Origin of the sequence: Rhizobium sp. WYCCWR10014, from assembly GCF_001657485.1 — a bacterium.
GTDB lineage: Bacteria > Pseudomonadota > Alphaproteobacteria > Rhizobiales > Rhizobiaceae > Rhizobium.
On the sequence record NZ_LXFU01000025.1, the window covers coordinates 137,039 to 158,294 of the forward strand.

A 21,256-nucleotide genomic window follows, 5' to 3' on the forward strand; every position below is an offset into this window, starting at 1 on the left:
TGGTTTTTGCCGCCGGAGAAAATCGAAATCTTGTTTTAGGAGATTTCCCGCCCGCGCAGGCGGCTGTTCAGCAGGTTGCGGATGCGCAAGGCGATCGTCGCGCTCACCTCCTTGCGGCTGGTCTCGGCGCGGTAATCCACCGCATCGCCGAAGGAAACTTCGGCGTCGATGGCGCCGCAGCGCACGATGTCGAGGAGGTGCGGCAGCAGCTCGATATCACCCGGCCAGGCGGCGAGCGGCCGGTGATAGCGCCCCATTGCGATGCCGTGCACCCTGGTATAGGCAACCGCCACCGGCTGCACCACGACCGTTCCCGTCGGCGAATAAGGCACGGCCATCGCGGCGGCGCCGAACAGCGAGGACTTGACCTCGAGCAGCCGGTTGCCGTCCGAGGTCGTGCCCTCGGGGAAGAGCACGACGATCTCACCGTCGGCCATGCGCCCGGCGATCTCGTTTGCCTGATGGCCGGTCTTGCGCCGCTCCTCGCGCACGACGAAGACGCTCTTCTGCAGCTTGGCGAGCGTGCCGAAGATCGGCCAGTCGCTGACCTCGATCTTGGCAATGAAGACGACGTCGGCAACGGCCGACATCACCATGATATCAAGCCAGGAGGAATGGTTGGAACAGAGCATCAGCGGTCGGCGATCTTCCAGCTTGCCGCTCACGCGGACGCGGATGCCGAGGCAATAGCAGACGATCCGGTGCCAAGTGCGCGGAAGCCGGCGGCGCAGCCGCCAGTCGAACCGCAGCGCCAGTACCTGCAGCGGCATGAGCACGATGCTGACGGCAAGGATGACGACCGCGGCGAAGGCGATGCGCAGCCAGGCGATCAAATGCGGGTCTCCCGGGCTGCCATTGCTTCAGAGATCTTCTTTCTTCAGCGGAACGCCGTAGAGCTCGAGGCGGTGGTCGACCAGCCGGAAGCCGTGCTCGCGGGCGATGCGCTCCTGCAGCGCCTCGATCTCCGGCGAGCGGAATTCGATGACCGTGCCGGTCTTCAGGTCGATGAGATGGTCGTGATGTTCTTCCGGCACCGTTTCGTAGCGCGAGCGCCCGTCGCGGAAGTCGTGCCGGGCGATGATGCCGGCATCCTCGAACAGTTTCACGGTGCGATAGACGGTCGAGATCGAGATCTTCGCATCGACTTTCACCGAGCGGCGGTAGAGTTCTTCGACATCGGGATGGTCTTCCGAATCTTCCAGGATGCGCGCGATCACGCGGCGCTGCTCGGTCATGCGCATGCCGCGTTCGGTGCAAAGCTCCTCAAGGGTCTTGGCTACATCAGTCATCGCCGGCCTATAGAGATATTCGTGTTTCGACAACGCCGCACGGCATTTGCGCCAGCCTGCATGTTATCTCGCTGCCAGGGAACTACCGAAGAACGCGCTTCATGACAAGCGCCGTGGAGAGGGCGCCGTTTTCTTGTCTGTAGTAACCCTGACGTTCGCCGACCTTTTCGAAGCCGAGCTTGCGGTAGAGGCCAAGCGCTGCCGTATTGCCGTTGTCGACCTCGAGAAACATGCTCTCGCCGCCGCGCGAGCGCGCTTCCCGCATCGCCGCCTGCATCAGCCGCCAGCCAAGTCCGGCCCGGGCGACCTTCGCCTGCACGGCAATGGTCAGGATCTCCGCCTCGCCGGCGACATGGCGGGCGAGAATGAACCCCGGAAGCGGCTTTTTCAGGAAGGCATTTGTCTGGCGCGCGACGAAGCCGAAGACGGTGTCCTGCATCAGCAGGCCGTGAAATTCACCGTCGCCCCAGGGCCGGGCGAAGCGTTCGCCGTGCAGGACGGCGACATCGCGGCAATCCTCGCGCTCCATGGCGATGATCTCGAATTCCGGTTTCAGTGTCAGATAGGCTTCCAGCATCGTCATACTCGTCGGGCAATCGCGTACCCGGCCTGCGGCTTGGCATCGGGTCCGCGCAGATAAAGGGGCTTCGGCTTTCCGGCATCGGGGGAGGCGGCAGCGCCCAGGCGCGCCACGATGGAGATCGGGAATCTGTTGGTGTGATCGCCGCCGGCGTCGGCCTTCAGAAGGGGCGTCGCCGAACCGGTGATCTCGCCGTCGAAGCCGGCAGCAAAAGCCTGCGCTTCCGCAACGCTGACTGCCCGTGGCGCATCGAGGGACGAACCGTCGGCTGCGAAGGACTGGAGATAGATCTCGTCGCGCTTGGCATCCATCGCCGCCAACACAGCGCGATGAGGCGTCTTGTCGCGCTGGGCTGATGCCATGACTTCGAGCGTGGTGATACCGACGGCCGGCACATTAAGGGAGAGCGCAAAACCGCGGGCTGCGGCAACACCGACGCGGATACCGGTAAAGGAGCCGGGACCGATGGTGACGGCAAGGCGGTCGATTTGAGAAAGGGCCAATCCCGCCTGATCGAGTGCGCGATCGACGATACCAATCAGATGTTCAGCATGCCCCTTGCCGATCATGTCCGATGCCTCCCCCAGCACCGTATCCCTGCCGCTGTCATAGACAGCGGCAGCGCAGTCCACACCCGCCGTGTCGAGCGCCAGAATGATCATGCCATCAATTTCCGAATAAACCAGTGTCGCCTATCGATAAATCCGTTCGGCCGAACCTGAGATGAACGGCCGCACGAATTCAGGATTTTTAAGCGGCAATCACTTCCTGCACTTCCGGGACGAAATGGCGCAGCAGGTTCTGGACGCCGTGCTTCAGCGTTGCCGTCGAAGACGGGCAGCCGGCGCAGGAACCCTTCATGTTCAGATAGACCTTACCGTCCTTGAAGCCGCGGAAGGTGATGTCGCCGCCGTCCTGGGCAACGGCGGGGCGCACGCGGGTCTCCAGAAGCTCCTTGATGGTCAGCACGATCGATTCATCGCCTTCGTCGAAGAATTCGTCGCCGGCATCGGCGTCTTCGGAAAGGATCGAGGCATCCCCCATGACCGGCTTGCCGGACATGAAGTGCTCCATGATCGAGCCTAATATAGCCGGCTTAAGATGCTGCCAGTCGGCATTGTCCTTGGAGACGGAAATGAAATCATAGCCGAAATAGACGCCGGTGACGCCTGATATTTCGAACAGTCGGGCGGCGAGCGGCGAAGCTTGAGCCTCTTCGGCGCTGCGGAACTCGGCCGTGCCATTTTCCATCACCACCTTGCCCGGCAGGAACTTCTGCGTGGCGGGGTTCGGCGTGGCTTCGGTCTGAATGAACATCTGATTCTCCATGCGGCCGGCCCATGGTCTCGGCCGTCTTTAGAATTCTTCAAAAGAAGATAAGCCGATTGACGGCTCTAATCAAGAGACTTGTACTCAAGAAAAGCTGGAACAGGATGATTTTGGGCTGGGTCGGCCTTAAATCTGAATCCTGTTCTACATTATGTAGTTAGAGCATGATGCGGTCCGAAAACCGCGCACACTTTTCGGCATCAGGCTCTAGCAGAGGGCGTCAATTTCCTCGTTGGTCAGCGTATCCGGTAGCACGGTGACCGGGATCGGAAACGCCGCCGCTCGGCCGGCGACCGACGAGACCAGCGGCCCTGGACCTTCCTTCGCCGAACCGGCGGCCAGAACCAGGATCGCCACATCGCGGTCTTCCTCGATCACGGCATTGATCTGTTCGGCAGCACCGCCCTCGCGGATGACAACCTCAGGCTCGATGCCGATGGTCTCGCGCACGATCTGGGCGATCTTGGCAACCACCGCCTCGGCTTCCTCGCGCGCTTCGGCCCGCATGATCTCTTCGACGCCGAGCCATTGCTGGAAATCCCCGTCGGGGATTACGTAGAGCAGCACCAGCCCGCCATTGGAATTCTTCGCGCGCCGGCCGGCATAATGAACGGCGCGTTGGCATTCGGGTGTACCGTCGATCACCGCCATGAATTTGCGGCGATGACCTTCGAGCCGTGAGAGTCGCTTCGATACCATGGCGCGGACTCTGACACCTGAAGCGGAAAATTTGCAAGTCCAGTTTTTCCTCTTCCCCGAGGGGAGGATTCTCTTCTCCCCAGGGGAAGGTCCCCTTCTCCCCGCGACGGGGAGAAGAGGAGATCTATCTCAATAGAGGAAGCCGATGACGTCGCGCACCTGGCGCATCGTCACTTCGGCGCGCGCCCTTGCGCGCTCGCCGCCCTTGCGCAGGATCGCGTCTATATGGCTGGTATCGTCCATCAGCCGGCGCATCTCGCCGGTGATCGGCGCGAGCACGTTGATCGCCAGATCGACCAGCGCCGGTTTGAAGACGGAGAATTGCTGGCCGCCGAATTCGGCGAGCACGTCCGCCTTCGACTTGTCGGCAAGTGCGGCATAGATCGCCACCAGATTGTCGGCTTCCGGACGGCCCTGCAGCCCGTCGATCTCGCTCGGCAAGCCGTCAGGATCGGTCTTGGCCTTGCGGATCTTCTTCGAGATCGCGTCCTCGTCATCCATCAGGTTGATGCGCGACAGATCGGAGGGGTCCGATTTCGACATTTTCTTGGTGCCGTCGCGCAACGACATGACGCGCGGCGCCGGCCCGCCGATCAGCGGCTCAACCATCGGGAAATAGGCATGCACCGGCTCGTTGCCGACGGTGATGTCGACGCCGTAGCCGGTCCTGCTGATATGCTCGGCATAATCGAGGTTGAACTTCATCGCGATGTCGCGGGCAAGCTCCAGATGTTGCTTCTGGTCCTCACCAACAGGCACATGGGTGGCGCGATAGACGAGAATGTCGGCGGCCATCAGGCTCGGATAGGCGTAAAGCCCGAGCGAGGCCTGCTCGCGGTCCTTACCGGCCTTGTCCTTGAACTGCGTCATTCGGTTCATCCAGCCGATGCGGGCAACGCAGTTGAAGATCCAGGCGAGTTCGGCATGCTGCGGCACGGCCGACTGATTGAAGACGATATGCTTTTCCGGATCGATGCCGGCGGCGATGAAGGCGGCGGCGATCGAGCGCGTCTGGCTCGGCATGTCCTCATGCACGAGTTGGGCGGTGAGCGCATGCATGTCGACGACGCAGTAGATGCAGTCATTGCCTTCCTGTAGCGCCACGAACCGGCGGATCGCGCCAAGATAATTGCCGAGATGCAGATTGCCGGTCGGCTGTACGCCGGAGAATACGAGTTTCTTGAATTCGCTCATGTCGTCCTCAATAGGCTGGTGGAGGGCCCACGCTGTCACAGTTTAAATTGCTGCAGAATGCAGCAGGGCTTTTCGCCCCATATTGCTAACGCCGCGGCTTATGCACGGGCAACCGGTCGCAATCAAGGGGTTCAGGCAGCCGTGTGCTGGATCAGATCGAAAGTGTTGCCGTAGGGATCCGCAAACACCGCCACCGTGCCGTAAACCTCATGACGCGGCTCTTCCAGAAAGCGCACGCCGGCTGCCAGCATCGCGGCATGGTCGCGGGCGAAATTGTCGGTCTTCAGAAAGAAGCCGACACGCCCGCCGGTCTGATTGCCGATGGCCGCGCGCTGCGTCTCGCCTGCCGCCTGCGCCAGCAGAAAGGCCGCTCCATCCCCGCCCCTCGGCTTCACCACCACCCAGCGCTTGCCCTCCGGCTGCAGCTCGTCTTGAAGGCAATCGAAACCGAGTCCATCGCAATAAAAAGCCTTGGCCCGGTCGTAGTCGTCGACCACGAGGGTGACGAGAAAAAGAGACTGGATCACCATGTGCTGCCTCGCGTTTGAGATGTTTATTCCAGCTTTGAGCCGCAATTCCCCGGATTTTAAGCCGAATTGATCATTCGACTTACCTATAATTGAGTATAAAATTTCACAAAAAAGCTTTTTTTGAACCGAAAATCCTGCGCCTGGTGCCGGCGCCGTTGGGGTCGCTGGGATAGCCGATCGGAGCGACCATGCAGAACGCAATTTTGCTCGCCATGGCAGGCCTTTTCGCCTTTCAATCAGCAACGGGTGCCGTCGGTCAAGACATGAAAAGGCATGGCATTCATCTTCCAAAACATCAGGCACGTCTCGCCTATACGGTCCAGACCGTCAGCGTTCGTGCCGGCTGCTTTCCAGGGCGCCTGCGAGCGGTCCTGTCGCATATTGCTGCGAAGACCGGCCGACGCCCTGTGATAACCTCGGGCCACAGGCCGCATCCCCGCCGCCATGGGTCCCTGCACGGGAAATGTCTGGCGGCCGATATCAGGATGCCCGGCCTGTCGGAGCGCACGATCATTGCCGCGGCAAGAAGCGCGCCGGGCATCGGCGGCATCGGCAGCTATTGCAACGGCATCATTCATGTCGACGTCGGACCGCAAAGGCGATGGGTCGACTGCTGAAGCAATACCAGGAAAAGTGCGACCTCACCCGTCTTTTGCCGGCGCCGGCTTGCGGTTCAGATTGCGTCGGATCATGCCGAGATTTGCCCCGCCGACCAGGAAGGCGGCGGCGAAATAGATCAGCATGGCGATTGCAATCAGCAGCCCGAGGGTGCCGATCTTGGTGAGAAGCGGCGCGCCGGAAGCAAGCCACGGCGCCCAGTAGTGCTTGAGGAAGACGATGGCCGCACCCATGACGGCCGCGGCGACGATCAGCAGCGCGGTGCGCTTTGCCAGCGCCCATTCCCATGTCAGGTGGCCACGGCGCAAAAGCGTGGCAAACAGCAGCACGGTGCTGATCCAGCCGGCCGTGGCTTCGGCAACCGCGATGCCGGGCGCGCCCATATAGGGAAAGAGGGTCAGCGCCGTGGCGCAGTTGGTCGCAACCGCGATGGCTGAAAAACGCATCGGCGTCTTGGTGTCTTCGCGGGCATAGAAGCCGGGCTGCAGCGCCTTGATCAGGACGAAGGCCGGCAGGCCGATGCCATAAATCGCCAGGATCGAGCCGACGACGGCGGTGTTTTCCTGATGAAAGGCGCCGCGCTCGTAGAGAACGCGGATGATCTCGTCGGACAGGATCCAGAGCGCGAAGGCGGCGGGGATCGTCAGAAACAGCACGAATTCGATCGAGCGGTTCTGCAAGTTTCCGGCCTCGCGCAGGTTGCCACCCTTCAGCGCCCGGGCAAGTTCCGGCAGAAGCACCACGCCGACGGCGACGCCGACGACGCCGAGCGGCAGCTGATAGATGCGGTCGGCATATTGCAGTGCTGCGATCGCGCCGTCGCGGGAAGAGGCGATCGCCTGGCCGATCAGCTGGTTGATCTGGGTTATGCCGCCGGTCACCGCAGCCGGCACCGCCAGGATCAGCAGCCGCTTGACGTTCGGCGTCATCTTTGGAAAACGGAAGCCGATGCTCATGCCGGCCGCAAGCACGCCGACATAGACGACGGCAAGCTGCAGGACGCCGGCGGCAAGAACGCCCCAGGAGAGGTACCAGGCTGTCGCCAGCGGATCGGCGCCGGTATAGAGCGCATAAAACAGCGCCCCGATCATCACCACGTTGAGGAAGACGGGCGCGATGGCGGCCGCGAAGAAATGATGCAGCGAATTCAGCATGCCGCTCATCATCGCCGTCAGCGACATGCACATCAGATAGGGAAACATCACCGCCGCCATGCGGATCGTGATCGAGAACTTTTCGGGATCGTCGGCAAAGCCCGGCGCGATGACGAAGCGCACCAGCAGCGGCATGGCAAGCTCCATCACGATGGTGATGAGGAGCAGCACCGAAAACAGCACGCCGAAGACTTCTTCCGAAAAGCGCTTGGCGCCATCCGTGCCATTCGCCTCGATCTCCTTGGCAAAGAGCGGCACGAAGGCGGCGTTGAAGGCGCCCTCGGCAAACAGCCGGCGGAAGAGATTCGGAAAGCGGAAGGCGGCGTAGAAGACGTCGGCCATCGGTCCGGTACCGAGGGCGGCAGCCATCAGCGTTTCACGGGCGAAGCCGAAGATGCGGCTGCCGAGGGTAGCGCCGCCGACGGTCGCGAATTTCTTGACGAGGCTCATGCGTTGGGGCTCATGCGTTCAGGCTCATATGGGGGAACCGGCCTTCTTTTCGCTGGCAGGCGGGGTCCTGGCGGTGGCCGCGGGTGCGATGATGCCGGAGGGCATGCGCTCGCGCAGCTCGTCTTCTTCCTCGGCCATGACGGCCTTCATCCGGGCGGTGATGTTGGCGCGCTTGCTGTCGCCGGAAATTTTCTGGCCGACCAGATCGGTGACGTAGAAGGTGTCGATCACCTTCTCGCCGAAGGTGGTGATGCGGGCCGACTGGATGTCGAGCGACAGATCGGACAGTACGGCGGTGATCTCCGACAGCAGTCCCGGCCGGTCGAGGCATTCGACTTCGATGACCGTGAACTTGTTCGACAGGCTGTTGGTGATGTTGACCGACGGAGGAATGACGAAGGCCTTGCTTTTCTTGCGGTTGCGCGCGCGCGTGGCGATGACCTCGGGCAGCCGCTTGCGGCCGGACAGCACGTCCTCGATCATCCGGCCGATCGTCGCGGCCCGGCGCAGTTCGTCGGCATCGTCGGTAAATTCGCGGCTGACATGGATCGTGTCGAGCGCCCGTCCGTCCGACGTGGTGAAGATCTGCGCGTCGACGATGTTGGCCCCGGCCGCGGCACAGGCGCCGGCAATGACGGCGAGTAGTCGCGGATGGTCGGGCGACAGCACGGTGATCTCGGTGATCGCGTGGAAACTGTCGGTGCGCACCGTGGTGGCGAGCGCCTGGCCTGCCTTATCCGCCTGACGGATGAAATGGGCGTGGCGGATCTGGTCTTCTAGCGGCACGGAGAGCAGATAGGGCTGATAGTGCAGCTTGGTATAGGTATTGCGATCCTTCTGGCTCCAGTCGGCGAGCGCTGAATGCAGCGCCTCGGCGGCGGCATTGGCGCGCTCCTTGCGGGAGACCTCCGAAAAGCCGCCCGCGAGCAGCAGCTCGGTTTCATAATAGAGCGTGCGCAGAAGCTGGCCCTTCCAGCCGTTCCACACACCCGGACCGACGGCGCGGATATCGCAGATCGTCAGGATCAAGAGCATCTTCAGCCGGTCGAGCGATTGCACGCGGTCGGCGAAATCGGTGATGGTCTTACGGTCGGTGAGGTCACGGGTCTGCGCCACCATCGACATGGTCAGATGTTCCTCGATCAGCCAGACGACGATTTCCGTCTGCTTCTGCGACAGGCCGAAGCGGGTGCAGAGCTTGCGGGCGACGCGGGCGCCGGCGATCGAATGATCCTCCTGGCGGCCCTTGGCGATGTCGTGGAGGAGAACGGCGACATAAAGCGCCTCGCGGTCCTCGATGCCGGGCATCAGCTTGTTGGCGAGCGGATGCAGATCCTCGGCGCGCCCCTTGTCGATCTCGGAGAGAATGTCGACGGTGCGGATCAGATGTTCGTCGACCGTATAGTGGTGATACATGTTGAACTGCATCATCGCGACGATCTTGCCGAATTCGGGGATGAAGCGGCCGAGCACGCCGGCCTCGTTCATCCGGCGCAGGATCAACGCCGGATCCCGCTTCGACGTCAGGATCGACATGAACAGCCGGTTCGCCTCGTCGTTTTCCCGCAAGGCATTGTCGATCAAGGCGAGTGAACGGGTGACGCGTTTCAGCGCGTCCGGATGGAATTCCAGCCCGTTGATGTCGGCGACGTGGAAGAGCCGGATGATGTTGACCGGATCGCGCTTGAAGACTTCGGGGTCGGCGAGCGCAATGCGGCCACGGTCTTCGACGAATTCGATGCTGCCGGCGATCTTGCGGTTGCGATGGGTGAAGCGGCTGATGACGCCGGTGAGGCCCGGGATCGACTTCGCCTGCTGGTCTTCAAGCGCAGCACAGAGGATGCGCGTGAGATCGCCGACATCCTTGGCGACGAGGAAATAGTGCTTCATGAAGCGCTCGACGGCCGAAAGGCCCGGGCGAGTGTGATAGCCGAAGGCTTCGGCGATCTCGCGCTGGATATCGAAGGACAGACGTTCCTCGGCCTTGCCGGTCAGGAAGTGCATATGGCAGCGCACCGCCCAGAGAAAATCGTCGGCTTTCTCAAGCAGGCGGTATTCGTGCTTGGAGAGCACCCCGAGCTTGACCAGCTCCGCCTGGTCGCGCACGTGGTAATAATATTTCGAGATCCAGAACAGCGTGTGCAGATCGCGAAGCCCGCCCTTGCCTTCCTTGACGTTCGGTTCGACGAGATAACGCGTGTCGCCCGCCTTGCGGTGGCGCTCGTCGCGCTCGGCAAGCTTGGCGGCGATGAATTCGGGACCGGTGCCGGTGACGATCTCCTTGTCGAAGCGGGTCTCGAGCTCGGTTTCCAGCCGCTGCAGGCCGCAGATGTAGCGCATCTCCAGGATGGCGGTGCGGATCGTCATGTCGGACTTGGAAAGCGCGATGCATTCCTCCACCGTGCGGGTGGCATGACCGACCTTGAAACCCATGTCCCAGAGCACATAGAGCATGAATTCGACCGCCTTGTGCGTCTCTTCCGCCGGCCTCGGCAGGAAGAGGAACAGCAGGTCGATATCGGAGCCCGGCGCCAGCGTGTCGCGGCCGTAGCCGCCGACGGCGGTGACCGCGAACTTGTCCTTCTGCTGCGGAAAGATATGGGCGGTGGCGAAATTGTAGAGGACGGTAGTGATCTGGTCCTGCAGCCAGGAAATCCGGTAGGCGCAATTGAGTCCGCCGCCGTCCGCCATCAGTGCGGCGCGCGCCTTCTGCCGGCCTTCGGTGCTTGCCTTCTTCAGCACCGCAAGAAGATCGGCGCGCAGGACGTCGGGCCGGTTCCTGTTGGCCTCGGCAACGGCGTCACACTGCTTCTGCAAGAGCTCGACGTCGAGGATATTGGAGAAATCGAGGTCGCGCATCGCTGTCGCCGGGGCGGTTTCCTGTTCATGCCGGACTGCCGGTTCACGGCCTGCCGCTTGTTTCGTCTGCATGCGCTATAGCCCCTTTGCCCTGCGATTGACACGGGCTTTCATACTGCAAGAACCTTTAAATTTGGCGAAATGGTGTTGGTTCGTCGCAAGAAGCGAGAGCGCTTCGACGCAAGGCGCCGGCTTTCCCGAATCCTCAGCCGGCGGCCCGCGCATTCAGCAAATGCAGCACCTGCCGTGTCTCGCGCATGATCTCCTCGAGCGCCTGCCTGTCGCATTCGCGGTAGCCGGCCTTGGCGATCGAGGTTCCGAGCTCTGAGATCACAGCGCAGCAGCGGGTGATTTTCAGCATGCCGATCGGCGAAGTCCAGCCGCGGGCATTGCGGTCCTTATCGGCGCGCCGCATCGTATCGAGCATGGAACAGATGAGCGAGAGGCGTTCGGTTTCGCGAACCAGTTTTTCCATGAACATGGCGCGCCGCTCCTATTTCAGCTTCTTCTTGAGGTCGTAAAGCGCATCCATTGCCTCGCGCGGCGTCATGTCGTCAAGGCTCATCGCCTTCAGCGCCTCCTCGACCTTGGAGGCCCCGCGGGCGGTTTCCTCGCGGCGCACCGCCACCTGGAAGAGCGGCAGGTCGTCGATCAGCTGGCTCGCCGGGTTCTTGCGGTCGGCATCTTCCAGACGGGTGAGCACGTCGCGGGCCCGCGCCACGACCGAGGCCGGAAGCCCGGCAAGGCGCGCGACCTGGATGCCATAGGAGCGGTCTGCCGCACCCGGCCCGACCTCATGCAGGAAAATGACGTCGCCGTCCCATTCCTTGACGCGCATCGTCGCGTTCGATAGCCGGCCAAGCTTTTCCGAAAGCACGGTCAGCTCGTGGAAATGCGTGGCGAAGAGGCCGCGGCAGCGGTTGGCCTCATGCAGGTGCTCGACGGCGGCCCAGGCGATCGACAGGCCGTCGAAGGTGGCTGTGCCGCGACCGATCTCGTCGAGGATGACGAGGGAACGGTCGCTCGCCTGGTTGAGGATCGCCGCCGTTTCCACCATCTCGACCATGAAGGTCGAACGTCCGCGCGCCAGGTCGTCGGAGGCGCCGACGCGCGAGAAAAGCCGGTCGACGATGCCGATATGGGCCGATGTCGCCGGCACGAAGGAGCCCATCTGCGCTAGGATTGATATCAGCGCATTTTGGCGCAGGAAGGTCGACTTGCCGCCCATGTTCGGGCCGGTCAGCAGCCAGATCGCGCCGTCCCGCTCGCCGGTCCTCGGCGAGAGATCGCAATGATTGGCGACGAAGGGGCCGCCGGCCTGCCGCCGCAGCGCCTGCTCGACGACTGGATGGCGGCCGCCCTCGATGGCAAACATCTTCGAACCGTCGACCTGCGGGCGGCAATAGGCCTGCTCTTCGGCGAGAAGCGCCAGGCCGGCGGCGACGTCGATGACGGCAAGCGCCCGGGCGCCCGACTTGATCGCCTCGGCTTCCGCAACGACGGCGGCCGTCATCCTGTCGAAGGCTTCGAGTTCGATGGTCAGCGCCTGGTCGGCGGCATTGGCGATGCGGCTTTCGAGGTCGGCAAGTTCGGTCGTGGTGAAGCGCATCGCGTTCGCCATCGTCTGACGGTGGATGAAGCGGGCCTTCGCATCCGCCGTCTCCGTCATCGGCAAGGCATTGCCGGCGGTGACTTCGATGAAATAACCGAGGACGTTGTTGTGCTTGATCTTCAGCGACCGGATGCCGGTCTCCTCGGCATATTGCAATTGGAGGCCGGCGATGACGCGACGCGACTGGTCGCGCAGTGCCCGGACCTCGTCGAGCTCGGCGCTGGCGCCGTCGCGCAGGAAGCCGCCATCGCGTTTCAACAGCGGCAATTCGTCGGCAAGCGTTTCGGCAAGCAGCGTCTCCAGGGCCGTGGGAAGGGCCTGCAGCCCGGACAGTGCCTGGCCGAGCTCTTCGGGCAGCATCGCCTTGCCGAGCATGGCCGCAACTCCGCCCGCCGCTTCCAGGCCTTGGCGGATCGCCCAGAGATCGCGCGGGCCGCCGCGGTCGAGCGCCAGGCGTGACAGCGCGCGCGGCATGTCGGGCACATGTTTCAGCGTGTCGCGCAGATTGCCGCAGAGCAGGGGTTCGTCGATCAGGAAGCCGATCGAATCGAGCCGCGCATTGATGCGGGCGGGGTCGGTCAGCGGCGACATCAGCCGCTCGGCAAGAAGCCTGGCGCCACCGCCGGTGACGGTGCGATCGATCGCCTTCAAGAGCGAACCGTTGCGATCGCCGGAGAGCGTGCGGGCAAGTTCGAGATTGGCGCGGGTGGCGGGGTCGATGAACAGCGTCGAAGCTGCACTTTCCCGTTCCGGCTTTCCAAGCGGCGGACGCTCGGCAATCTGCGTCTTTTCGACATAGGCGACTGCGGCCGCGGCTGCTGCCAGCTCGGCGCGCGAGAATGTGCCGAAGCCGTCGAGCGTCGCGACGCCGAAATACCGCGCGATCCGGCCTTCGGCGCTGGCGCTATCGAAGAGCACGGAAGGCTGCGGCACGGCTGTCCGGCCGAGCACGTCGAAGACCGGCTTGAGTTCGGGATCGTGGAAGATCGTGTCGGGCAGGATGAGTTCGCGCGGATCGATGCGCAGGATATCGGCAAGCAGCCGTGAAGCTTCGGTCTCGGCAAGCCGGAAGACGCCTGTGGAAATATCGATCCAGGCAAGCGCCAGCAAGGCCTCGCCGCTGGCGCGAATGCGGGTCAGCGCCATCAGATAGTTGGATTCCGAGGGCGAAAGCAGCTTTTCCTCGGTGATCGTGCCGGGAGTGACGAGGCGGACGACGTCACGCTTGACGACCGATTTCGCGCCGCGTTTCTTGGCTTCGGCCGGATCCTCGATCTGCTCGCAGACGGCGACGCGGAAGCCGAGCGAAATCAGTTTCTGCAGATAATCGTCGGCCGCATGCACCGGAACGCCGCACATCGGGATATCCTGGCCCATGTGCTGGCCGCGCTTCGTCAGCGTGATGCCGAGCGCGCGTGAAGCCTCCAGCGCATCCTCGAAGAACAGCTCGTAGAAATCGCCCATGCGATAGAACAGAAGCGAACCGGGATTGTTCGCCTTGATCTCGATAAATTGCTCCATCATCGGCGTCGCCGAGGCACGGCTTTCCGCCGTGGCGAGCTCGGCAGCCGAAAAGGCGTCATTCCCTGTGTCTATTCGTGCGTTCACGGAGGTGGAGTTTTTCCCAAAAAAACAGGTGCCAACCCTATCCGCGCGCCGCTATAGATGACAACAGCATTTGAGGAAGAGCAAAGCGTCGCCCACAGGACGTTGGAGGATTTATGCCCGATATCGATAAGAAGGACCGGCCGGTGACCTCGGTTACCGACCAGGAGGCGCTCGAATTTCACGCAATGGGCCGGCCCGGCAAGCTGGAGATCAACCCGACCAAGCCGATGGCGACGCAGCGCGACCTCTCTCTCGCCTATTCGCCGGGTGTTGCCGTACCCGTGAAGGCGATCGCCGCCGATCCGCAGACGGCCTACGATTATACGGCGCGCGGCAATATGGTTGCCGTCATTTCCAACGGCACGGCGATCCTCGGCCTCGGCAATCTCGGCGCACTGGCGTCCAAGCCCGTCATGGAAGGCAAGGCGGTGCTGTTCAAACGCTTCGCCGATGTCGATTCCATCGACCTCGAGATCGATACGGAAAATGTCGACGAGTTCATCAACTGCGTGCGCTTCCTCGGTCCTTCCTTCGGCGGCATCAACCTCGAGGATATCAAGGCGCCGGATTGTTTCGTCATCGAAAGCCGGCTGCGCGAGCTGATGGACATTCCGGTGTTCCACGACGACCAGCATGGAACGGCGATCATCGCCGCCGCCGGCCTGATCAACGCGCTGGAGCTGACCGGCCGCGACCTGAAGACGACGAAACTCGTCTGCAACGGTGCGGGTGCTGCGGCGATCGCCTGCGTCGAACTCATCAAGGCGATGGGTTTTGCGCCTGAGAACGTCATCCTCTGCGACACCAAGGGCGTCATCTACCAGGGCCGCACCGAGGGCATGAACCAGTGGAAATCCGCGCATGCGGCAAAGACCGACACGCGCACGCTGGAAGAGGCGATGAAAGGCGCGGACGTCGTTTTCGGACTGTCGCAGAAGGGCGCGTTTTCGGCCAAGATGATCCGCTCGATGGCGGAGCGGCCGATCATCTTCGCCATGGCCAATCCCGATCCCGAGATTACGCCGGAAGAGGTTGCCCGCATCCGTGACGACGCCATCATGGCGACCGGCCGTTCGGACTATCCGAACCAGGTCAACAACGTCCTCGGCTTTCCCTATATCTTCCGCGGCGCTCTCGATGTGCGTGCCTCCACAATCAACGATGCGATGAAAATCGCCGCTGTCAACGCGCTGGCAAACCTTGCCCGTGAGGACGTGCCGGATGACGTGGCCGCCGCCTATCAGGGCAACCGGCCGCGTTTCGGCGCGCAATACATCATCCCCGTTCCCTTCGATCCCAGGCTGATCTCGGCGATCCCGGTCGCGGTCGCGCAAGCCGCGATCGAAAGCGGCGTCGCCCGCAAGGTGATCACCGACATGGCCGGTTATGCCCGCGAGCTTTCGGCGCGCCGCGATCCGATCGCCTCGACGCTCGCCAGCCTTTACGAGCGCGTCCGCCGCCGTCCGAAGCGCATCGTCTTTGCCGAGGCCGAGGAAGAACAGGTCCTGCGTGCGGCGATGTCCTATGCCAACCAGCAGCTCGGCACCGCCATCCTGCTCGGCCGCGAGGACCTGATTCGGGCGACGGCGGAACGCGCCGGCATCGATCTCAACCGGCCGGGCCTCGAAATCGTCAATGCCCGGCTTTCGACCCGGGTCGAGGCCTATATCGACTATCTCTATGCCCGGCTGCAGCGGCACGGTTATCTCCACCGCGACGCCCAGCGGCTGATCCATAACGACCGCAACCACTTCGCCGCCACCATGGTGGCGCTTGGTGACGCCGACGGCATGGTGACGGGCATCACCCGAAACTATTCGACGGCGCTCGAAGATGTGCGCCGCTGCATCGACGAGAAGCCAGGCCACCGCGTCATCGGCGTGTCGCTGGCGCTCTGCCGCGGTCGCACGGTCTTCGTTGCCGATACGGCGGTGCACGACATGCCGACGGCCGAACAGCTTGCCGATATCGCCGAAGAGGCCGCCGGTCTTGCGCGGCGCATGGGTTATCCGCCGCGTGTCGCCATGCTGGCCTATTCCACCTTCGGCCATCCTTCGGGCGAACGCTCCGAGCGTGTGCGCGAGGCGGTAAAGATCCTCGACAAACGCCGCGTCGATTTCGAATATGACGGCGAGATGGCCGCCGACGTCGCTCTGAACCGTAAGGTGATGGAGCAATATCCCTTCTGCCGCCTCTCCGGCCCGGCCAACGTCCTCGTCATGCCGGCCTTCCACTCGGCCTCGATCTCGACCAAGATGCTGCAGGAGCTCGGCGGCTCCACGGTGATCGGCCCGATCCTTGTCGGCCTCGACAAGCCGGTGCAGATCACCTCGATGGGCGCCAAGGACAGCGACATCGTCAACATGGCGGCGATCGCCGCCTACGGGGCTGGTTAGTAAACTCGCCCGCGCAGATGACATGGCATTCCGTGCCCGGCCGACAGCGTCGGCCGGGCACAGCGTTTTTGTTGATTATCCTTACCCGGCTTCGCATAAGCTGCGATTTACGCTAAGCTGCTGATAATGAACTGATTCGACGGGAATTTTGCTTCTTGCGAAATCCAGATCCATAAACTAAGTTGATTGAACTAAGTTTATGGATGCGAAGCCGAGATGCGAATCATCAACATCCATGAGGCAAAGACCCATCTGTCGCGGCTCGTCGAAAACGCCGCGAACGGTGAGGTCTTCGTGATTGCCAAGGCCGGCAAGCCGCTGGTCAAGGTGGTGCCGCTCGATGCCGGCGGTGTGCAGCAGATCCGCCGCGTCGGTTTCCTGAAGGGGCGTATTTCCGTGCCCGATGATTTCGACAGCATGGATCTGCAGGACGTCGCCAGGTTTTCAAGGCCGCGATGAAGCTCCTGCTCGACACGCTGCTGCTAATCTGGCTCGCCGAGGATTCGCCGAAACTGTCGACTGCTGTGAAGGAATTGGTCGCCGATCCGCTCAACCAGCTGTTCTTCAGCCCTGCAAGCTTTGGCGAACTCAGCGCCAAGCACGCAGTCGGCCGCGACGATTTCAATCTCGATCCGCCGCTCTTCTACCGTGCCCTCATCGACAACGACTATTGCGAATTGCCGATCACCGTCATGCATACGCTGGCAGTGCATCGATTGCCGCCGATCCACTCCGACCCCTTCGACCGGATCCTCATCGCGCAGTCGATCGTCGAAGGCATCCAGTTGCTGACGACGGACGAGACGGTCGCGCTCTATCCCGGACCGATCCGGCTGTTTCGGTGACTGGCTTAGCTGCCCCGATCACACTTTTCGGCATCATGCTCTAGCGGTCAGCTTGCAAAGGCGATGAGATTCCCGTCGGGATCGCGGATGATGAAGGTCTGGGCGCCCCATGGTTCGGCCCTGAGACCCTGATGAAAAGGGACGTCCGATGCCGTGTATTCCAGGAACAGCGCCTTGGCGTCGTCGAGCGTGATGGTCGCCGACAGCGCATCCTCTTCCCGAAGCCGGAAATCCGGATGGAACAAAGGCATGTCGGAGGATCGGAGATTGAGCCGCGCCGCGCCCCGGAAAACCTGCGCGTAAAAAGGCGGCTCGCCATAAATGAAGGCGAGCTCGAAGCCGAGCTTGCCGGTGTAGAAATCGCAGGAAGTGGCGATATCGCGGACGAAGAGCTGCGGCTGCGCATCGATGAAAGTCGGCTTTTCGGGTCTTGTCTGGAGGGGCGTTTCCATTTTTGCCAGTCCTTGTTTCAGCGCCGTCCAGCTTTCGAAACCTTCCTTCGCCGCCACCAGCTCCTGCGCGTCGGCGAGCTTGAAATCCAGCTTGAGGATCTCAAGGTCGTTCAAGCTGGAGTAACGGGGAAGCCATCGCCGGATTTCAGCGGCGACCGGATAATATCTGTCCTGATGCCAGCGTTTATAGAGCTTGGCTCGCTTGCGGAGGTTTTCGAAATTCGGCACGGCGCATGGTTGAAGATTATGGGCGGGCATAGCCCAGCCGGCACGATGCCGATGCGCCCCACGGAAAACGCGATGTCAGAATGAAGGGATGCCCTGAGATCGTCAAGCCTTTGGCTGACGATCCCCGGTGGTCAGCTCGCGAAGCGGCCGGCGTCGGCGCCGTAATAATTCAGATAACGGTCCGAAATGCTGGAGATCGGCAACACGATCAGCACGTCGGTCGTGTTGAAGGCATGATCGACGACCGCGTGGGAGCCGACCATCGCACCGAGGCGCAGATAGCCCTTGATTAGCGGCGGCAGGGCCATCAGCGCCCGCTTCGGGTTGATGGCCTCGACCGGCATCAGGTCCATGTTGCGGGCCAGATGCGGCAGGGCGCCAACGGCCCATTCGTTCTTCGCCAGCACATTGTGGTAGAGGAAGGACAGCGCCAGCGCGTGGCTTTCGAGATAGACGCCGGGGAAAGAGGCGCAGCCGAACATGGCGCTGACGCCGTGCTTCAGCGCGTAGGCCCAGTTGCCCTGCCACAGGAGCTCGACGGTGCGCTTGGTGCGGTATTCCGGCAGCACGCAGGAGCGGCCGAGCTCCATGAAGCGCTTGTCCGGATGTTTGCCGATGAGGGCGTCGATTTCGAATTCGGAAGCCGAGTAAAAACCGCCATTGGCGATGGCGACATCCTGGCGCAACAGCCGGTAGGTGCCGACGATCTGGTCTTCCGGGTCGCCCTCGATCGAGCGGTCGAGAACCAGAAGATGATCGCAGACAGCGTCATAGGCGTCGACATCGCGCTGGCGGCGCATGGCGTCCAGCGGCAGCTGCGCCTTCATTTCGTTGACGAAGACGCGGTAGCGCACGGCCTGGGCGGCATCGATCTCGCGTGCCGTGCGGGCAAGGCGGGTCTCCAGATTGCCGATGCGGCCGAGGATATCGCCGTCCTTCTGTACAGCAGCCGTCGAGGGCCGTGCAGCCTCCGCGGTGGTGTCACGATTCAGGATGTCGATGGCGGACATGACGATTCTCCCGTTGCCGGCTTATCGACGCCATAAAACACTTCTCTACGACAGGAAAGTGACATTTTGAATTTCCAGGCGCCAGAAGTGTGCCGGTTTCTGAGGCGCTCACCGCGCCTCTGCCCGACGGGCGGAAAGGGCGGCGACCGCTTGAACTTCGGTCAGCAGCCGCACCGGATCAACCGGCTTTATCATGACGCGGTTGGCGCCGTTGAGCAAGACTTGGCGGCGCGATTCGTCGCTCTTGTCGGCAGTCAGCACGATCACCGGCACCGAGGCGAGATCGAGCCGCCGCTCGTGGCCGCGCAGGCGTCCCAGCATGTCGATACCGTTGCCGCCAGGCATCGAGAGATCGCTGATGATGATATCGGGCCGGGCATTGGCCTCGCAGAGGGCGCAGTCGAGCAGCGCCTCGAAATCTTCGACATGGCGCACCTTATGCCCGCCCTTTTCCAGAACGACACGCACCAGCATGGCATTGATCGGATCGTCTTCGCCGAGCAGAATGCTGAGCCCGCTGGCGGCAACCAGCGTCTCCGCCACCGAAAGGCCGAAGCCCGGCTGGTTGTCGTTCAGCGCGTCGCGCTTCTCCATGCCGCGCATGCGCCCGCGCAGCACGTCGATCAGCGACTGTTCGCGCAGCGGCCGGATCAGCCACGCATCGAAGAGGTCGAGCGGATGGGCGCTACGCTCTTCCGGATTGACGAGCAGGACCTTGCGCAGGCCAAGGGCGGCGATTTCGGCGCGATCGGCAAGATGGGCGGAAAATTCCGCCGACATGCGATGGTCGATGATGATGTCGGTCGGCCGCCGTCCGCTCTTTGCCAGCTCGAGCAATGTTGCCCTCGCCGTCTCGCCGTCGCCGACGAGATGGCAGAGGCCGCCGAGCGCAGTGATCGTTTCGGCGATGGCAGTGCGCGCCGCACCTGCCGGCGCCAGCAGCACGACGCTGTTGCCTGAAAGCAGCGTGTTTCGCCGGTCGAGGCGCTCGCTGCCGATATCGACAGGGAAGCGGATGGTGAATTCGCTGCCTCTGCCCTTTTCGCTGGCAACCGTCAGCGCGCCGTTGAATTCGCGCATGATACGGGCGGAGATGGCAAGGCCGAGCCCGGTTCCGCTGCTCTTATCGGCAACGCTCCCGCCCTGTTCGAACTCGCCGAAGACGCGCGCCTGCTCCTCCGCCGTCATGCCGGGACCGCTGTCGGTCACGGTGATCGAGAGGTCGTCGCCGTCGAGCGACACGCGGATGAAGACGCCGCCGACCTGGGTGAACTTCACGGCGTTGCCGATAACGTTGAACAGAACCTGGCGCAGCCGCGCCGGGTCGAAGCTCATATTTTCGGGCACATCGGATGACACGGTGGCGCCGATCTCGATACCCTTTTCATGCGCCCGGTGGGCGAGCATCTCGACGACGCTTTCCAGCAGCTTGCGCAGCGATTCCGAGCGCGGATGCAGCGCGAAGCGGCCGACCTCGATGGTGGAGAAATCGAGCAGATCCTCGACGAGCTGTGTCAGCGCGTGGCCGGACTGGCGGATGCTCGCGAGATAGTTCTGCTGTTCCTGCGTCAGCCGCGTCTCGGCGATCAGATGGGTCATGCCGAGGATGCCGGAAAGCGGCGTGCGCACCTCGTGGCTGACGGTGGCAAGCAGCCTCGATTTGGCGGCGCTGTTATATTCGGCCTTCTGGCGGGCCTCCTCGCGGCCCTGCGCGATCAGCCGCTCGTCGGTCACGTCGCGGGCAACGCTCTGCAGCAGCAGGCGGCCGTTCGCTGGGTCGCGGGTAACGACGTCGCGCCAGAGGAAGATGCGCTGGCCTTCCGGCGTCGAGATCTCGACATCGTAGCAGTGTGATATCGGACCGGGGCGGAAGGCCAGGCCGATTTCCTCGCAGGTTTTTCCTTCCGGACGCAGGCGCCCGGTCAGGCGGCGAAAAGTGTCGTTGGCGGAGATGATGCGCCGGTCCATCGTGCGGCTGACCGTGATGTCGCCGAGCACGTCGTGCACGTCGGCAAACAGCTTTGCGCCGGCGTTCCAATCCGGCATGGATTGACCGGGGCGCTGCCCGGCCCTGCGCGAACGAACCATCAGCAGGGCATAACTGGCGATGACGGCAAGACCAAGAACGACGAGACCGCCCGAAAGCAGCAGTGGATCGCCGGCATGGGCAAGCAGCATCAAGATCGTTGCGGCAAGAAGGCCGGCGCCGCCCAGCCAGTAGAACAGCAGGCGCCGTGTCGGTGCAGGCCCGCCCTGGCGGTCGTCGGCGCCCCGGGGTGCCGCCGCGTTCGGTCGTGAGAAAACCGTCTCCATCCGCTTCTCATGCGGCTTGGCGGCGGGTCCACCGAAGGCGGCGGACAATCTTTCCTGCAACTGTCCCAGGTTCTGCATGCTATCTGGATA

At 62.7% G+C, this 21,256-nt stretch carries 19 protein-coding genes; 4 read left to right on the forward strand and 15 right to left on the reverse strand.

The annotated features are described in order from the left end of the window. Positions 1 to 35 precede the first annotated feature (35 nt). The 8 genes from A6U98_RS05530 to A6U98_RS05565 all read right to left on the reverse strand — a co-directional run bounded on the left by A6U98_RS05530 (position 36) and on the right by A6U98_RS05565 (position 5,621). Complete coding sequence (locus A6U98_RS05530) at positions 36 to 833, reverse strand: 1-acyl-sn-glycerol-3-phosphate acyltransferase (protein ID WP_064648433.1); 798 nt, start codon at positions 831 to 833, stop codon at positions 36 to 38. Between the two features lie 27 nt (positions 834 to 860). After that, the gene (locus tag A6U98_RS05535; RefSeq protein ID WP_003544875.1) at positions 861 to 1,289 is read right to left on the reverse strand and encodes a Fur family transcriptional regulator; all 429 of its coding nucleotides are present in this window, start codon (positions 1,287 to 1,289) and stop codon (positions 861 to 863) included. A gap of 82 nt (positions 1,290 to 1,371) precedes the next feature. Then, entirely contained in the window at positions 1,372 to 1,872 is a 501-nt protein-coding gene (locus tag A6U98_RS05540) for an N-acetyltransferase (protein WP_184499196.1), read from the reverse strand. Further along, positions 1,869 to 2,531 (reverse strand): tRNA (adenosine(37)-N6)-threonylcarbamoyltransferase complex dimerization subunit type 1 TsaB, encoded by a 663-nt coding sequence (gene tsaB / locus A6U98_RS05545; RefSeq protein ID WP_064648435.1) that lies wholly within the window; start codon positions 2,529 to 2,531, stop codon positions 1,869 to 1,871. Before tsaB ends, A6U98_RS05540 begins: the two co-directional genes overlap by 4 nt. 88 nt (positions 2,532 to 2,619) lie before the next feature. Continuing rightward, positions 2,620 to 3,186, reverse strand: coding sequence for a NifU family protein (locus A6U98_RS05550; RefSeq protein WP_017958704.1), 567 nt, complete (start codon positions 3,184 to 3,186; stop codon positions 2,620 to 2,622). 219 nt (positions 3,187 to 3,405) lie between these two features. Continuing rightward, positions 3,406 to 3,897 carry a universal stress protein gene (locus A6U98_RS05555; RefSeq protein WP_003544884.1) on the reverse strand — a complete coding sequence of 164 codons (492 nt, stop codon included), beginning with the start codon at positions 3,895 to 3,897 and terminating at the stop codon, positions 3,406 to 3,408. A 129-nt stretch (positions 3,898 to 4,026) separates the two neighbouring features. After that, positions 4,027 to 5,091, reverse strand: a complete 1,065-nt coding sequence (gene trpS, locus A6U98_RS05560) for a tryptophan--tRNA ligase (protein ID WP_003544886.1) — start codon at positions 5,089 to 5,091, stop codon at positions 4,027 to 4,029. Between the two features lie 131 nt (positions 5,092 to 5,222). Then, the gene (locus A6U98_RS05565; protein ID WP_064648436.1) at positions 5,223 to 5,621 is read right to left on the reverse strand and encodes a VOC family protein; all 399 of its coding nucleotides are present in this window, start codon (positions 5,619 to 5,621) and stop codon (positions 5,223 to 5,225) included. Positions 5,622 to 5,809: 188 nt separating this feature from the next. Here A6U98_RS05565 and A6U98_RS05570 point away from each other — a divergent pair, with 188 nt between their 5' ends. Then, positions 5,810 to 6,238, forward strand: coding sequence for a D-Ala-D-Ala carboxypeptidase family metallohydrolase (locus tag A6U98_RS05570; RefSeq protein WP_064648437.1), 429 nt, complete (start codon positions 5,810 to 5,812; stop codon positions 6,236 to 6,238). A 24-nt stretch (positions 6,239 to 6,262) separates the two neighbouring features. Here A6U98_RS05570 and murJ read toward each other — a convergent pair whose 3' ends face one another. The 4 genes from murJ to mutS all read right to left on the reverse strand — a co-directional run bounded on the left by murJ (position 6,263) and on the right by mutS (position 13,922). Beyond that, on the reverse strand, positions 6,263 to 7,843 hold the full coding sequence (gene murJ / locus A6U98_RS05575; RefSeq protein WP_064648438.1) for a murein biosynthesis integral membrane protein MurJ: 1,581 nt from the start codon (positions 7,841 to 7,843) through the stop codon (positions 6,263 to 6,265). Positions 7,844 to 7,867: 24 nt separating this feature from the next. Beyond that, positions 7,868 to 10,774, reverse strand: a complete 2,907-nt coding sequence (locus A6U98_RS05580) for a [protein-PII] uridylyltransferase (RefSeq protein WP_064648439.1) — start codon at positions 10,772 to 10,774, stop codon at positions 7,868 to 7,870. A 133-nt stretch (positions 10,775 to 10,907) separates the two neighbouring features. Next, positions 10,908 to 11,183 carry a hypothetical protein gene (locus A6U98_RS05585; protein WP_003544896.1) on the reverse strand — a complete coding sequence of 92 codons (276 nt, stop codon included), beginning with the start codon at positions 11,181 to 11,183 and terminating at the stop codon, positions 10,908 to 10,910. A 12-nt stretch (positions 11,184 to 11,195) separates the two neighbouring features. Beyond that, positions 11,196 to 13,922: a DNA mismatch repair protein MutS gene (gene mutS / locus A6U98_RS05590; protein ID WP_064648440.1), complete on the reverse strand. Its 2,727-nt coding sequence runs from the start codon at positions 13,920 to 13,922 to the stop codon at positions 11,196 to 11,198. Between the two features lie 113 nt (positions 13,923 to 14,035). Between mutS and A6U98_RS05595 the strand changes: the two genes are divergently transcribed. The 3 genes from A6U98_RS05595 to A6U98_RS05605 all read left to right on the forward strand — a co-directional run bounded on the left by A6U98_RS05595 (position 14,036) and on the right by A6U98_RS05605 (position 17,163). Beyond that, the gene (locus A6U98_RS05595; protein WP_064648441.1) at positions 14,036 to 16,318 is read left to right on the forward strand and encodes an NADP-dependent malic enzyme; all 2,283 of its coding nucleotides are present in this window, start codon (positions 14,036 to 14,038) and stop codon (positions 16,316 to 16,318) included. A 216-nt stretch (positions 16,319 to 16,534) separates the two neighbouring features. Next, positions 16,535 to 16,777, forward strand: coding sequence for a type II toxin-antitoxin system prevent-host-death family antitoxin (locus A6U98_RS05600; RefSeq protein ID WP_064648442.1), 243 nt, complete (start codon positions 16,535 to 16,537; stop codon positions 16,775 to 16,777). Continuing rightward, complete coding sequence (locus tag A6U98_RS05605; protein ID WP_064648443.1) at positions 16,774 to 17,163, forward strand: type II toxin-antitoxin system VapC family toxin; 390 nt, start codon at positions 16,774 to 16,776, stop codon at positions 17,161 to 17,163. The genes A6U98_RS05600 and A6U98_RS05605 overlap by 4 nt, the downstream gene beginning before the upstream one ends. A gap of 47 nt (positions 17,164 to 17,210) precedes the next feature. Here A6U98_RS05605 and A6U98_RS05610 read toward each other — a convergent pair whose 3' ends face one another. The 3 genes from A6U98_RS05610 to A6U98_RS05620 form a co-directional block, all read right to left on the reverse strand. Next, entirely contained in the window at positions 17,211 to 17,843 is a 633-nt protein-coding gene (locus A6U98_RS05610) for a VOC family protein (protein WP_064648444.1), read from the reverse strand. A gap of 131 nt (positions 17,844 to 17,974) precedes the next feature. Further along, on the reverse strand, positions 17,975 to 18,853 hold the full coding sequence (locus tag A6U98_RS05615) for a GNAT family N-acetyltransferase (protein WP_064648447.1): 879 nt from the start codon (positions 18,851 to 18,853) through the stop codon (positions 17,975 to 17,977). A 108-nt stretch (positions 18,854 to 18,961) separates the two neighbouring features. Beyond that, positions 18,962 to 21,244, reverse strand: coding sequence for an ATP-binding protein (locus A6U98_RS05620; protein WP_064648449.1), 2,283 nt, complete (start codon positions 21,242 to 21,244; stop codon positions 18,962 to 18,964). Positions 21,245 to 21,256: the final 12 nt, after the last annotated feature.